General features: G+C 43.1%; 9 protein-coding genes. 7 read left to right on the top strand and 2 right to left on the bottom strand.

The window, feature by feature from the left end; all coding sequences use genetic code 11:
- The first annotated feature begins 624 nt into the window (after positions 1 to 624).
- From REC12_RS19665 to REC12_RS19635, 7 genes are all read left to right on the top strand, one after another.
- Positions 625 to 7038, top strand: coding sequence for a DNRLRE domain-containing protein (locus REC12_RS19665; RefSeq protein ID WP_308897440.1), 6414 nt, complete (start codon positions 625 to 627; stop codon positions 7036 to 7038).
- A 9-nt stretch (positions 7039 to 7047) separates the two neighbouring features.
- Positions 7048 to 7458: a DUF4279 domain-containing protein gene (locus tag REC12_RS19660; protein WP_308897438.1), complete on the top strand. Its 411-nt coding sequence runs from the start codon at positions 7048 to 7050 to the stop codon at positions 7456 to 7458.
- Positions 7459 to 8810: 1352 nt separating this feature from the next.
- Positions 8811 to 9407, top strand: coding sequence for a hypothetical protein (locus REC12_RS19655; protein WP_308897436.1), 597 nt, complete (start codon positions 8811 to 8813; stop codon positions 9405 to 9407).
- 429 nt (positions 9408 to 9836) lie between these two features.
- A complete protein-coding gene (locus REC12_RS19650; RefSeq protein WP_308897434.1) occupies positions 9837 to 10124 on the top strand; it encodes an immunity 53 family protein in 288 nt (95 codons plus the stop codon).
- 310 nt (positions 10125 to 10434) lie between these two features.
- Complete coding sequence (locus REC12_RS19645) at positions 10435 to 11067, top strand: RHS repeat domain-containing protein (RefSeq protein WP_308897433.1); 633 nt, start codon at positions 10435 to 10437, stop codon at positions 11065 to 11067.
- Positions 11019 to 11411, top strand: coding sequence for a DUF4288 domain-containing protein (locus REC12_RS19640; RefSeq protein ID WP_308897432.1), 393 nt, complete (start codon positions 11019 to 11021; stop codon positions 11409 to 11411). The genes REC12_RS19645 and REC12_RS19640 overlap by 49 nt, the downstream gene beginning before the upstream one ends.
- 492 nt (positions 11412 to 11903) lie before the next feature.
- The gene (locus REC12_RS19635; protein ID WP_308897431.1) at positions 11904 to 12173 is read left to right on the top strand and encodes a hypothetical protein; all 270 of its coding nucleotides are present in this window, start codon (positions 11904 to 11906) and stop codon (positions 12171 to 12173) included.
- A 718-nt stretch (positions 12174 to 12891) separates the two neighbouring features.
- Here REC12_RS19635 and REC12_RS19630 read toward each other — a convergent pair.
- Together REC12_RS19630 and REC12_RS19625 are read right to left on the bottom strand one after the other, a co-directional pair.
- Positions 12892 to 14220 carry an acetyl-CoA hydrolase/transferase family protein gene (locus REC12_RS19630; RefSeq protein WP_308897429.1) on the bottom strand — a complete coding sequence of 443 codons (1329 nt, stop codon included), beginning with the start codon at positions 14218 to 14220 and terminating at the stop codon, positions 12892 to 12894.
- Between the two features lie 145 nt (positions 14221 to 14365).
- On the bottom strand, positions 14366 to 15505 hold the full coding sequence (locus tag REC12_RS19625) for an acyl-CoA dehydrogenase family protein (protein ID WP_308897427.1): 1140 nt from the start codon (positions 15503 to 15505) through the stop codon (positions 14366 to 14368).
- Between the last annotated feature and the right edge of the window lie 94 nt (positions 15506 to 15599).

The raw sequence follows: 15599 nt of genomic DNA, 5'->3' as shown, positions 1-15599 counted from the left end.
CGAATGCGCATTCGAATTTTGGTCGGGCCTGATCAGGTCAGGATTCACAGCGGAAAATGAGGTTAAAAGAGTAACAATCAAGACAAGCAAGTGCATAGAATAAAGTGGACAGGTTTCGTTAATGAAGCTGTTTAATACTTATTTGCGTTTGAATGATGAGATTATTAAAGACATAGTTATTGAGCATTGAGGATTTATCCCATGAAATATTAATAATATTTTAAAAGTCAATTAGTATAATATAGAACGTTCAGTTGAAATGAAAAAGCAATTAAATAGGGTTGGTATTTTTAGCAATTTTGGAGAAATAGCTTTAGCAGAGGAGGATCTCACCAATACATTTAGCTGATATATCCAAATTAACATCTTATTGGTTTGAGTTATTTTTCAAAAAAATCAATATCAATTTTTTCTCAAGTCCTTAAAGCTATAATTCATGATAAAACCTTTCTTTTAAGCTTAATTATTAAAAATTTAATTGGTTTAATGTAGCATTAATGGATTAATTCTTAACTTTAAGGATCAATTTGCATTTTACTCAAAAAAAGTCTTCCGTTATAATCAATCACAGATTCACCCCAAAAAATTCACAGATCGATCACAATTTATTAAGGGGGACTTTTTTTGATAGGAAGACGCTCTAAATGGCTATCGCTTTTTCTTGCTTTCAGCATCACGATTCTAGCCGTTGCGCCTCAAACTGCTCTGGCCGCTTCTTTGACCGCTTCCGGCGACAGGGCTTCAGGTATCGCTGCTCAGCCACCCAGTGCCACTCTGCATAAAAATGTAACCCGAGTCACTGAACTCGTCGACAAGCGTGACCAGCACAGCAAAACCTATCTTAACAGTGATGGCAGTTACACCACCGAGACGTCTTATGCTTCACGCCATTACCAGGATGCCAATGGAACATGGCAGGATATTTCCAACAAGATAACCTCATCTTCCGATGACCCGGCCTTTGCTACGAGCAGTCAGGCCAATCCCTTCCATCCCCATTTCGCTAAAAATTCTCAAGCGCCCTACCTGGCTGAAGTCAAGCCGGACAAAACGAGTTCCTTGTCCTGGACCTTAGACAATGCTGCTAACAGCTCAGCTACCAACGACACAAATTCCGTGATCTTCCCGGATATTCTTAAGAGCACGGATCTACAATATCAACCATTTTCTGACGGTCTTAAAGAAAATATTATCGTAAAAAACGCCTCAGCCCCTGCTTCTTTCACTTTCCAATTGACGGTCACCGGCTTAACTATAACGCCTCAGAAGGATGGCTCTTTGGCCGTCAACGATGCGAAAAGCGGAAACACCAAATTTGTTATTCCTCGCCCTTATATGTCCGATCAACATCAGGAGACGAGTCAAGCTGTTACCATGAGCTTAACACCTACCAAAAATTCCAACGTTTATACTGTCACCATCACCCCTGACGCGGCTTGGATCGCTGATCCCAGCAGATCTTTTCCAGTTGTTATAGATCCTCCTATCACCACGGTTTCTGTTCCACCCACTTATATCGGGTCTACCGGACTCGATACCTACGTTAACTCAGCCGCCCCCAATACCCAGTTTTACACCAGCAATAATCTTAATATTGGCTGGGATAACGGCGGAGCTGCGCGCACGTTATTAAAATTTGCCCTGCCGGTCTTGCCCGCCGGGGCTATCGCGACCGATGCCACGTTGCAACTAAATAAACGCAATACCACAACGGCCACTTCAGAAGAAATCGATATCGCCCGGGTTACCTCCCCTTGGCCCTACTCCGTCACTTGGGCCAACCAGCCTTCCGTCGATTCAACCTTTGATGTGAGTGAACAAACCGTCGCCCAGGTGGCCGGAAATACTACAGGCTGGATCACTTTCAACGTCTGGTCCATCGTGAAGAGCTGGCTGAATAGTGGGAACGGCGATCTTTCTCCCCAAGAGAATGACGGATTTATGGTTCAATTTCCCTATTCTGCAGATCCGGCTAAAAATCATGAAACCTCCGCCCACCCTGCCTATTCTTTTATCAGCAGCAATGATCCCGACTATGGCAGCACCCTCAGCCCTTTGCTCTCTATCACCTATATTACGGACGAACTCGGTTCCAATCCTTATTGGAGCTACGCAAACCTTAAGGGCGGTTCCGTCAACACCATGAACGGAAACTTTATCAGCTCCGTGACGGACTTTTCCTTGCCGGGCCGGGGAATTCCGGCCACTGTCACCAGGACTTATAACAGCCGCGGCACCTTTAAGGGATTATTTGGCCAGAAGTGGAATTCCAATCTGGACATGCAGCTTGCTTTTAAGGGCGGAGCCGTTGTCTTCTTAGATTCGAACGGCACGGAAAGGCCCTTTATTCTCAATAGTGACGGACAGACTTACACCAGGCCGGACAACTATCCGGTTCAGCTCTATATGGATACGAGCGGCGGGCCTCTGGTTTATCATATTCAAGAAGCCAACAGCGAGACGGGCAAGTATTCGGCGAAGCTTCCCAGTTTAACCTTTGACAGCAGCGGTAAACTTATAAAACTGGAGGACGGTAAAGGCAACACCACTACCGTGAGCTATCCCAGTAACAAGGTGATGGTAACAGACCCCTCCAACAGAACGACAACCCTTGCTCTCAATGGAGACGGCACCGTTAACTCGATCACGACCTCAGCAGAACCCGAAAAAACAAAGACATCTTACACCTATGCGAACGGTTATCTGAACAGTGTCACCTATGACAATAGCCCCAACGGCACCTCAACCCTTCGTTATGAGTGGGACGTTTATCACAACCTGCTTTCCTTCACCAACAAAAACGGGACCAAAACCTATTTGTATTATGACGCCAACAATCGTCTGATTAGCTCCGGCCCTGTGAATGACCTGGTCAATCCCAGCTTTGAGGCCAGCGCGGATGGAACTGCACCCGATCATTGGACGACTTCTGTCACTCAAGATGCCGGAAAGGTTCAGGTCAGCAGCGACGCTGCCAAGTACGCCGGGCACAGCCTCGACCTTAAGAGTGTCTACCAGGCAGGCACCAGCGGTACGAGCAAATTGTGGGCCAAGCAGCGGATGTCCGTTCAACCCAATACGCCCTATGTTTTATCGTCCTATCTCAAAACAGCCGGCTTACAGGGAATTGCTTACCTTAATGTCGAAGAGTTAGACAGCAGCGGCAATCATCTTAAGTGGGAAGACACCTCCGGTAGTCCGCTCAGCGGCACCATCGACTGGACCCGCAAAGCCTTGACGATCAACACCAGCGCCACGACAGCGTTTGTCGACGTGTATGTCGAAGTGACCCATGACTCCAACAGCTTCGGCGGGGATGCCTATTTTGACGGCATTCAGCTTCAAGACGGCGCCACAGCCACCGATTTCCAAGGTCACACAGAGTTTAGATATGGTACGGATGGCACGGGCGATGACCACTACCAAGCCTGTTGGGTAACCAAGGCTTCCGGGGAACTTACGGAATACGAGAACAACAATTACGGGACCCCAGCCATCGTGACTCAAGATCCCCACGGTCCCAAGGAAGCCGTCACCGAGATGGTTTGGGATGCCGCGGACCATTTGCGCAGCCTCACCACCCCCAATCAAATGGAGAATAAGAAGGAAGGAAAAGGCTACGCCAGTTATATCTACACTTATGATTCTTTAGGAAACCTGCTCACCACGACAGACCCTTTGAACCACACCTCTCAAATGGACTATTATTATAACCATTTACAGAACCTGACTGAGCCGGACAACACGACAGTCAGCAACGTCTGGGACCCCCGCAATTTAAATGAGGACACCTATGTCAACCAGACGATGAACTCCACAGCCTATATGTATGATCCCGGCACCGGTAATCTCACCTCCCAGTCCAATCAGCTGGGCCTTGCCGACAACCGGGTGTATAACAGCGGTTTCGAAAGTGCCACTGCTTCCCAACCTACCGACTGGACCGCCAATTCACCGACAGGCACTGTCTCCAATAAGGTGGAATGGGACGCCACGGCTCCTTTCGGCGGCAGTAATGTTCTGCACGTTAATCCAGGCAGCAATTATAACGCCTACCAGTGGACGGATTATATTCCCGTGAACGGCAACCCCTATACTCTCAGCGCTTATCTGAAAGCCAGCGGCAGTTCCGGCTCGTTCGCCGGGGCCTGCATCAATGTTTACTGGTATGATTCCAGTTATCGTCAATTGCCTGTGGGCTCACCTCAAACTCAAACCTACTTTGACGCCCGCTCCAATCAGTGGCAGCGTTATATTGCCGCCAATATCACTCCCCCCAGTGGGGCGGCCTACGCCAAAGTCATGGCGGTCACTTATGGGCCTTACGACGGCTATTTTGACAATATTCAGTTCGAACAAAGTCCTCAGGCCAGAGGGTATAACTTCCTGGAGAATTCCTCCTTTATCCGCGGCAACACCCGCTGGAACCCTTCCGACGGCAACGCCCTTATCTTCAACGACGGCAGCCGGGAGCCGGATGGCACTCCCCATGCCTTCTCGGACACTTACGATGCCAGGGTCCTCCGCTCTACCTCCGGTACCTCCTATTTGGAATCCCAGACCTCCCCTACTTTGAACGCCGGACAAGCTTACACGATTTATGGCTTTATCAGAACAAGCGGCATTACCGCGGCCAGCGGCGGGGGTGCGCGAATCCACGTCCTGGTCACAGACAGCAGCCACAATCAAACCGACTATACTATGCCCTATCCGGTCACCGACACCACGGCCGACCCTACGACCCCCTGGACGAAATATTCTTTCTCCTTTAAACCCACGGTCAGCGGGACAGCCAAGGTTCGCCTGGAGCTGACCAATGCTTCCGGCACAGCCTGGTTTGACGACGTTCGCTTAAGCCCGGGCAATCTGGTGACTCAGACGGGCTATGATGCTCAGAGCAACTACGTGACGAGTGTCACGGACCCCATGAGCCGTCAAACTACCCTGGTCAACGATGCCTATGGTCAGCCTCTCAGCGTGAAATCTGCCAGCGGGGAACAGATGCAGTACACCTATGACGAACAGGAACGCCTGCTCTCGGCGACGGATAACGCCGGCAGCAAGGCTGGTTACACTCTGGACGCCGACGGCAATGTCACCGCCAGCAACCTGAAAGCCGGGGCCAACACCTACGACCAAAGCTCCTTTGTTTATGATGTTCGGGACAATCTGACGACGGAGACGGACGCCGACGGCAAGGTAACAACCTATAAGTATGATGAAGGCGGCCGCTTAACCTCTAAGGTACTGCCCAATGGCAGTTCGGAAACCTTCAGTTACGACTCCGTGGATAATGTCAGTCAGGTGCAGCTTTCCAGCGGTGAAAAATACACCTACACCTATGACCGGGAAGGCCGGCCCACGGATGCCAAGACCTCAGGGACTGGACCGACTTCTGAAATTCAGGCCAGCTACGACGCTATCGGCAATCTGATCGGCTACTCGGACGGTAATCTGGGAACCGTGTCCAGCACTTCCCTGACCCGCGATGCCTTGAACCGGATCACTCAATTTAACCTGACCTATGGCGGAGCTTCCGTCGCTTACGGCTTCAGCTACACCGGCAACGGCTTGCCCAGTACGGTCACGGCGGACAGCAAGAGCTTCTCTATGATCTATGATGACGGGGACCAATTGATTAACCGCAACAATCCTGATGGGACCCAGGATGTCTACACTTATAATGAGGCCGGACAGGTCACAGGGGTTCAGACCGGTAAGGTCGATACCTCCAAAGGCGGCACCATCCTCAATCCCCTCTGGTCCAGCCAGTATAGCTTTGATGCCGACGGAAGAATCAGTACGGTGACTGGAACCCGGCCGTCCGGGACCAGCTTCAGTGAGAACTACACCTATAACAGCGGCACTGAGTCCTTAAATCGCCTGACTCAGGCCGTGATCAAGGAATCGGGATCTACGCTATTCCAGGGAAGTTACCAATATGATCCGGCCGGCAACCTCACTAGCATGAGCTTACCGGGCTTGGGAACCAAGACCTTCACCTATGATGCGGATAATCGGATTACCAACTCCGGGTTTAGCTATGACGCTAATGGCAATCTGACCGGCGTGGCCATGTATGGAACGAACTATCAGTACGGCTATGATGCGGAGAACCGTTTGACAACGGTCAAGGATGCCGGTGGTCAGGTAATCGCCAGCTACACCTATGATGCCGACGGCAACCGGCTGAGTAAAACGGCTAACGGTAAAACGACGCTTTACCACTATTTCCAGGGTCAGCTGATGTATGAGACGGTTGATTCAACCATTACAGCGCTCTATTTGAGATCTTCGGACGGAAAGCTGCTGGGTGTACGCCTGAATCAAAATGGTGTCAATAACTATTACTACTATCACTATGACGCTCAAGGGGATGTAACAGCGGTAACGGATGCCAATGGTGCGGTGTACAGGCAGTATGTTTATGATCCCTATGGCAATATTATTAGTGTTAAGGATGGCAGCGGGAACTCCATCAACATTGGTAATGACCCAGGGTTTAACAATGCTTACACTTATCGGGGCTATCGCTTTGATTCGGAGACGGGGTTGTATTTCCTGCAGTCCCGCTATTATGCGGCAGGAATTGGACGGTTTTTGACGAAGGATACGTTCACAGGTGATGTAAAAAACCCAAATACCCTTAATAAGTACACCTATTGTGGAGGAAACCCGGTAAATTATGTTGATCCTAGCGAACATTTTATTTTCTTGATACCAGAAGCTGCAATCTTCTTGTTTATGATTGCGGAAGAATATGGACCCGAAATTGAAGAAGAAGGCTCTGCTTTCTTTGAAGAATTAGGTGAGGCCTCTGAAAAATCTTTCTTAGATATGGACTTGCAACTATTTGCGAAAAAGTCAGATTTAAAAATGGTAGACGATGCAGCCAGACAGGTAGGAATTGACAGAAATCTATTCGGTGAATATATCCATGAACTAAAGGCAGAACTTAGAATGAAACCGAGTGACAATTTCACTTATAAACAGTTAATAAACTATGCACAAGAATTAAAGAAATTTTTAGGAAAGTAGGTATCATTTATGGATCTCTCAGGAAGTTTTGCTTTTAGTATTAGTGACTTAAAGCTTGATTTTTGTGAATTAGAAAGTGAAATTCTTATTGAACCGACCAAAATTATAAGGAGGGGCCAAATGGTTGGTAAGTTTAAGAATATTGAAGCTCCTTATGATGTATGGTTATATGAAATTAGCATAACAGATAACAACGATATTTTTTCTCAGTTATCTTTAATGCTTGACAATTTACTACCTTATAAAAAATATATTTATGAAGCAAGCAAGCAATATGAAAAAGTAATCATTAGTTGTTATCTACGTTCAGATTTTGGCCAGATAGGATTTCAACTAAATAATGATATTATTTTTAAATTAGCGAGCTTTGGATTAAGCATAGATTTTCATATACTTTCATTTGGTAGTGTTAAGAACTAGTAATTAAACTTGAGAGTTGAAACTTAAATTAATAATAATTGTTATAATACCTGATCCCAAGACCATCAGACTTAAAAAGCCCGTTGGTCTTTTTTTATGTACCTTACCTCTGGATCAGGGGCTTTCCGATAGTAAGGGATAGATTTGGTAATTGCTACACTGGAATAGGGTATTGTTGAAGGAAAATCACGGACAGGTTGAAGGTGGATTTGCTAATGAAAACGAATCGTTCCAATTCTGTTAGGCAGAACAATTAGCACTAAAGATGGTGCTATTTTAGGAATTATACGCACAGATTCTAACTATAGAAATACCAGTGAAGCAGTTTCTTTTTACCGCAGATAGTGTATGTTTTATGACGTATAAAAGATTTGGTAACTAATCTTGAGTTTCACTGCCTTTTTGCAAAGAAAATTGTCTGAGACGGGGGTGTATTTCCTGAATTCTCGCTATTGTATAGCAAGAATTGGCAGGTTTTTACTGAGGGATATTGCACTTAGTGAAACAACTTAATGAACAACTTGAAACTTTTCTTATTCAAACACCAATTATTCCCTGAGTTTCTTAGCTAAAAATGTTAGATTGCGTCAAAGCTAAAATCACTTGGAGGTATTCCATGAGACAATACAATATTGAAAACCTTGTTCAAGATATACGCAACCTAAGATACGATATTGATGGACACATGAATTTAATGAAAATTGGCCCCAGGGATAAGTCTGTAATACCAACAATGTTATCGTATCTAAAAAAACTGATTATGAAAACCAAAAGAAATTTATTATTCGTTGTCTTAGTGTTAAAGGGTTCAATGAAGTTACGGATATTTTAATTGATGAATTTAGAAAAGAATCAAGTTCTAATGATTTAAGGTTTATTATTGGTAATGCACCTACAAGAGTGGTACCGAGGGGTTAAATCGACTGACTTAAAGCCGATTAAGGAGTCGGGATCTACGGTATTCCAAGGAAGTTACTACTATGATCCGGTCAGTAACATTACCAACATGAGCTTATGCCAGCTCTAGGAACCAATGCCTTAACTTATTTGGCAACAGTCAAGGACACCGGTGGTCAGGTAATTGTTAGCTACACCTATGATGCCAATGGTGCGGTGTACAGGTAGTACGTTTATGATCCCTATGGCAATATTATTAGTGTTAAGAATGGCAGCAGGAATTCCATTAACATTGCCAAGAATAAAAAAGGAGCAATCAATCGTGAGTTTCCAGGCGATATGCTGGATAAAACCCTTGATGAAATTACTAAATTGGCGGAACAAGGAGTTAGGGATGCCATAAAAGCAAAGAAACTATTGACAAATAAACGTTTTGATAAAGGAGACAATCGGGAGTGATATTTGATGTAATGAAGACAATTTTGTTCTTTTTCCCGGAAGGAAAAAAATTTAATGAATCTAACTATAAAGAATCAAAACAATTTAAAAGACTTATTAAATCCCGTGATAAATACCTTAAAGATCACACATTAATACTTGAGTTGGAAACAAAACTCAAAAATGTCTTATTAGAGTACGCAATAGCTAATTGGACCAGTCTCCAAGATTCAAATTGTTTTGAGTTTAAAGTTCTATTGCATGATAACCAACCGATTTTAGATGATGATGTTCAGCTGATGAGGTTACTCGGTGGAACCAGAACAGATCTAAGAATATTTATCAGCATATTAGCCAAGTATTATTATTTTTTTATTGAAGAAACCCATTATGATGTAACATCTCAGCGATGGAGTTTTAAAACGTTAAATGAATTCTCAATCGAAATAGAAAATAGCATTGCTCGTTTACAGAACTTGATGAATTTGGAAGGATATATTGAGCTATCCACAGAAATCATTAATACAATTGTAGAAGGGGTTGAAACGGAATTAATTGAACAAGGTAACGTTAAAGTATTCCATTGTTTATTTACAGATTTGGTTAATCCATAACTTTAAGAGCGTTCCTCTTCATAACAGTAAATGGTTAAAAGATAGTATTTAAAAGAATCGGACTCTACGATCTTCTAATGAAATTACCAATTAATACCTGTCTGGCAACATTACCAGTATGATCTCGGGGAAGGGTTTCGAAGTCATCTTTTGCTCTTAGTGGGTTATTATAGAAAAGAAAATTAATAATAAACCAGCGGAGACCTAACCCCGCTGGTCTTTTTTGCAGTGGCTTGAAGAAATGTCCATAAAAAAGCAATTGAAGAGTTGGTGTTTCCATTTCGAATGATAGTGGCGTAGACGTTCCTACACCACATATTCATGATCCTGAGACAGCTGGAGGGATTCGACCTGCATTGCCCGAAGAAATGCCAGATATGCCTTTCTTGGAAGATATGCCAATATTTTTTGATAAAGGAGGATAGGAATATGAACTTTTTAACTTGGCTCCAAAGCTGGTATAATCAACAATGTGATGGACTTTGGGAACACATGGAAGGTATCAAAATTGAAACACTTGACAACCCAGGTTGGTGCTTAGTGATAAACTTGATCGATACAGAATACGAAGATAGAGAATTTAAATCTATCAAGGAATTAAGAACAGAAAATGATTGGATAGTTTGTAAAATCGAAAATGGAAAATTCACAGGGTATGGAGGACCTTTAAATTTAGAAGAACTTCTAAAAGAATTTCATGATTGGGTTTTGAATTGATTATTACTCAAAACATTTTATATCTAAATTAACCTTTTAACGTAAATTCAAGTTATCATGAACAAATCTTCAAAGAGTCAAGTCCAAAAAAGACTTGACTCTTTTTCAACTCTATGTCCATGGACAATGTACATCAGATTCAGTTTTCCGGCGCCTATGACTAGCAAGCCAACCACGACGTCAAAGCCTACGGTACTGCGATGACCAGTAAAATACAAGCCAGCAGTCACGGCAGACAGTAAGAGCTTCTCTATGATCTATGATGACGGAGACCAACTGATTAACCGTAACAATCATGATGAAACTCAGGATGCCTACACTTATAATGATATTGGGGATCATAGGGACTCAGACCGGTAAGGCCGATACCTCCAAAAGCGGCTCCGGTTACACCTATGATGCCGACGGCAACCGGCTGAGTAAAACGGCTAACGGTAAAACGACTAACGGTAAAACGACGCTTTACCACTATTTCCAGGGTCAGCTGATGTATGAAACAGTTGATTCAACGATTACCGCGCTCTGCTTGAGATCTTCGGACGGGAAGCTGCTGGGTGTACGCCTGAATCAAAATGGTGTCAATAACTATTACTCCTATCACTATGACACTCAAGGGGATGTAACAGCGGTAACGGATGCTAATGGTGCGGTGTACAGGCAGTATGTTTATGATCCTTATGGCAATATTATTAGTGTTAAGGATGACAGTGTGAACTCCATCAACATTGGTAATGACCCAGGGTTTAACAATGCTTACACTTATCGAGGTTATCGCTTTGATTCGGAGACGGGGTTGTATTTCCTGCAGAAATTAGAGAAACAGGGGTTTAAAAAGTGCAAAACTTCAGTAAAAATAAAGAAAAAAATTCAAATTGGGAATGGTATTCTATTAAATTGCTATTTGAAAGTACTATATCAGGTGAACCAAATAAAGATAAAATAGATGAACATTATGACAGCCAACACAAGCTGTATGAAGAGCAAATAGTTGTTATAAGAGCTCAAACTTCTGAACACGCATATAGGCAAGCTGATAAAATGGCAAAAGAAAATGAAATGGAGTATCATAACCCATATGGTCAATTAGTTAAGTGTAAATTTGTTGATTCATTGAACTGCCAGCGTCTTTATGATGGTGAAATTAAATCAGGAACTGAGATTTATTCAAGATTGTTTAAAGTTCCTGTAGAAGTTGAAACGGAAAAGGTCATTGAAAAATATTTACCTGAAACATTACCATGTAAGGAGCAGCCAACTCCTTTCTACAATTTTTTGATAAATGAATGAAGAAATGTCAAAATGGTAGGTTAGAAACCGCAAAAAAGATGACTTAAAACAATGAAGTGTGAACTACAAATACCCTTTGACATAAGAATATTCTAAATAACGGTGAATTTGCAACTAATAATTCGGTTTCCGACCTTATGGATTTCCCTACCAGCTGTAAGGTTATACAGAACCCATGCACGTATGTTGAATTTATTTAGGAGGATCACTTTGTCTTTACTAAAAAATGGGTCAAGTTCATATCGGGCTCGGCTCTTCTTTTTTGCACTAGGCGTAACCCATGGGCTAAGCAGAGCCAAAATTACGCACATGTGTCAAAGCTCAAAAACATCTAAGAACTCCAGAAACATTGCCAATGACTCAGAATTTAACAATGCTACAGAGACAGGGTTGTAATTTCCTGCAGTTCCGCTATTATGCAGCAGGAATTGGACGATTTTTGACCACACAAAAGAAAAAATCGGTGAAACCCCACTGGAGGTAATATAATAAATGGACATTAAGATTGGAGTTGGACTAGATAATTTAATCTTTGGTATGTCACAAGAAGAAGTAAAGGAATGTTTGGGAAAACCTAATAAAATTAGTGAAAAGCAAAAAGACGACGGAATTGTATATCATTACAATGATATACAATTCAAAGTTAAATTTGATCAAAAAGAAAATTCAAAACTATACTCAATCGAAGTCTACAATCCTGAAGTAACATTATTTAATCAAAAAATAATTGGCAAAAACAAATGGAAATCAAAGCTTTTCTGATAAACAGGGGGTATAAAAATATCGAATATGAAGATTATGACTTCTATGAAACACTATTCTGTGAATCAATATGGACTACTTTCACATTTGAGCTTGATAGATTAAGATGTTTTGAATTTAGTCCATTATTTAAAAATGGCGAGATAGTTTGGCCCAAAATATAAATATTAGTTTAACTTGTACTTGCAAAAGAGGGTCAAGTCACCAAAGAACTTGGCTCTCTTTTTATAAATTATAAGGCATGATTAGCCAGAAGCGTAGACTTCTTACCAAATTCAATAGGATAACCTAACTAAAAATAACTGCAAAAACCCATGAAAGAAATAAGGAACATAAAGAAATAGATTAAGTAATACGGATAAATATGCCCCCGAACTTTCCCTATAATGATAATTATGTCAGCAATACCCCTCCAGTCATATTAGCGGAGTTATTTATAAAGAAGATTAATAATAAACCAGCAGAGACCTAAACCCGTTGGTCTTTTTTGCAACGTCTAGAAAAAATGTCCCTAAAAAAGCAATTGAAGAGTTGCTGTTTCCATTTCAAATGATAGTGGCGTAGACCAAATCATTGACGTCCGTTCTAATTAGTGGCAGCGTTATATCGCCGCCAACATGATGCTAAACAGGAAACATTTGTTCATACACTCAAACCCCAAGGCATTCGGCTTGTAAACCGGAAAACTTCCGACTACAGCATCTGCCGGGAAAAGTCTTCAATGACTCTGACGCCAAATCTTGAGTTCCTTTGCCTCAGCAATCAATTCTTCTCTAAAATCAGGATGCGCAATTGAAATTAAAGCTTCCGCCCGCTGCCAAGTCGACAACCCTTTAAGATTGACCATTCCATACTCCGTGACGATGTAATGAACGGTCGTCCTGGTATCTGTAACCACTGCTCCCAAGGTCAGAAGCCCCTTAATGCGCGACCTGGTTTGTCCCTGTTTATCTTTATACGTGGAAGGCAAACAGATAAAACTTTTACCTCCTTTTGAGTAGTAAGCGGCTTCTACAAAATCAAGCTGGCCACCGGAGCCGCTCATCATCTTGGAGCCGGCCGATTCAGAACAGACTTGACCGGTCAAGTCGATCTCCAAACAGCTGTTAATGGAAATTAGGTTCTCGTTGCGCGAAGCATTACAGGGGTGATTTGTGTAATCCACCGGATAGGCCGCCAACGCCGGGTTATTTTTCATAAAATCATAAAGCTTCTGCGTCCCCGCTGCGAAAGAAAAAGTGATTCTGCCTTTGTCCAACTGTTTACACGTTCCATTGACTTTTCCGGCCAAAACCATGTCTACAAACCCGTCAACTAACATTTCTGTGTGAATACCTAAGTCCTTAAGACCCGATTCAGCAATCATTTGTCCTAAGGCATTCGGCATGCCCCCAATTCCCAACTGAATGCAGGCTCCGTCCTTAATTTCAGGCATTATATAAGCGGCAATTATTTTGTCCTTTTCAGAGGGAGGAGTTGAAGGTAATTCAGGTAATCCTCTATGCCCTCCTTCAACAATATAATCTACTTTTGAAACATGAACCGAATGGTCATACCCACCATGAATACTGGGCATATCTTCATTAACTTCAACAATAACGGCTCGTGCCTTTTCAATGGCCGCCGCATAGTGAGAAATTGTAACCCCAAAACTAAAATACCCATGTTCATCCATTGGAGAGACTTGAATTGCGACCACATCTGTCTGTAAATTCTCGCGGAGCCACCGAGGCACCTCTGAATATTTGATAGGTATATAATAGGCTTGACCATTTTGGACTAATTTCCGTTCGCGTCCGCTAAGGTGCCAGCTATTCCAAGTAAAATGTTCTCCCAGGGGATCACTCTCCAAAATAGCTGACGGCTTTAGAAGTACAGCCGCACGAATATTCACATCATGCAGTTCTTCCTTACGTCTGGCTAAGGCTTCATCTAACAAGCATGCCATATTTGCAGCCCAACTGAACTCAACCCAATCTCCACTGCGCACCACTTTTACTGCCTCATCAGCAGAGACGCACTTTTGGCGATACTCTTCAATATACATAAAACACCCCTCGCTTTTTGCTCCACAAATGAGTTACAGAGAATAATAATCTAACTATAATGAATATTCTGATATTTTAACTTATATTATGCCCTCTTCTAACTTACTATATACTGTTACATTCGATCATAAATAGGAAAAGTATTTACCGACAACCCATTTTTCTAGCAATGACTATGCGTAAAATTTCCGACGTCCCTTCCCCGATTTCCAGCAGCTTTGCGTCGCGCAGATATCTTTCTACGTGATAGTCTTTCATATAGCCATAACCACCATGAATTTGAATAGCTTCAAGCGAGTTCTTGACTGAAGTTTCTGAGGCGTGCAGTTTACCCATAGCCGATTCTTTACCAAAAGGCAGGTTGGCATCCTTAAGGCTAGCCGCCTGTAAAATCATCAGACGTGACAATTCGGTTTGGGTTATCATGTCCGCCAGTTTAAATTGGATAGCTTGAAATTTGCTTAAGGTTTGCCCAAATTGCTTGCGCTCCATAGAATACTTCAAAGCTTTATCAAGGGCACCTTGGGCAATACCCACTCCCATTGCTCCAATGCTAATCCTGCCGCCGTCTAAGATCTTCATAAATTGGCGAAAACCATTGTTTAACTCACCTAGGAGATTTTCCGCCGGAATTTCCACATCCTCAAAAACAAGCTCAGTAGTATTGGAGGCGCGAAGGCCCATTTTCTCATAAGGCGTGTTAATCTGGAATCCAGGAGTACCCGGTTCAACCAAAAAGGAGCTTATTCCACGTGTTCCCAATGAAGGATCGGTAACCGCCGTTACAGTAACAACGCCCGAATAACTTGCATTGGTAATAAAACATTTCGAACCGTTGAGAACCCACCCTTTATCCGTTTTACGGGCTTTCGTCCTCGTACCGCCCGAGTCAGAGCCCGCTCCAGGCTCTGTTAAACCAAAGGCAGCCAAATACTTGCCCCTAAATAAGTCAGGTAAGTATTTTTCTTTTTGTTCAGGACTTCCGAAATAGTAAATTGGACTTATCCCCAGGGATAGCAGCGCTGCATAGGTAATCCCAGTGGAGGCACATACTCGGGATAGTTCTTCAACCGCTAAAGCATAACTGACCGTGTCTCCACCGGTCCCTCCCACATCTTCAGCAAATGGCAATCCTAAAAGTCCCAGTTCGCCCATCTTTTTAACTATTTCCAGAGGAAATTCCCCCGTCCGGTCACGTTCTTCCGCCCCGGGCTCTACGACCTCATCGGCAAAGGACCGCACCATTGCACGTATTGACTTCTGATCTTCAGTCAAACCAAACATACCCTACCTCCTTCGTTTTACCTTATCAGGCGGGAACACATCTTCCGGAGCTGCTCCGTTTATACAGGATAAGAAAAGTGTGTCACCCCAAGCC

It is taken from the genome of Candidatus Desulfosporosinus nitrosoreducens (genome assembly GCF_030954495.1).
GTDB classification, from domain to species: Bacteria; Bacillota; Desulfitobacteriia; order Desulfitobacteriales; family Desulfitobacteriaceae; genus Desulfosporosinus; species Desulfosporosinus nitrosoreducens.
Note: the sequence above shows the minus strand (reverse complement) of the source record. Positions and strands in the feature narration are given on the sequence as shown.

Coding starts and splice junctions, on each gene's coding strand:
- REC12_RS19660 (WP_308897438.1), top strand. CDS start 7,048: ATGGATCTCTCAGGAAGTTTTGCTTTTAGTATTAGTGACTTAAAGCTT.
- REC12_RS19650 (WP_308897434.1), top strand. CDS start 9,837: ATGAACTTTTTAACTTGGCTCCAAAGCTGGTATAATCAACAATGTGAT.
- REC12_RS19645 (WP_308897433.1), top strand. CDS start 10,435: ATGCCTACACTTATAATGATATTGGGGATCATAGGGACTCAGACCGGT.
- REC12_RS19635 (WP_308897431.1), top strand. CDS start 11,904: ATGGACATTAAGATTGGAGTTGGACTAGATAATTTAATCTTTGGTATG.
- REC12_RS19630 (WP_308897429.1), bottom strand. CDS start 14,220: ATGTATATTGAAGAGTATCGCCAAAAGTGCGTCTCTGCTGATGAGGCA.
- REC12_RS19625 (WP_308897427.1), bottom strand. CDS start 15,505: ATGTTTGGTTTGACTGAAGATCAGAAGTCAATACGTGCAATGGTGCGG.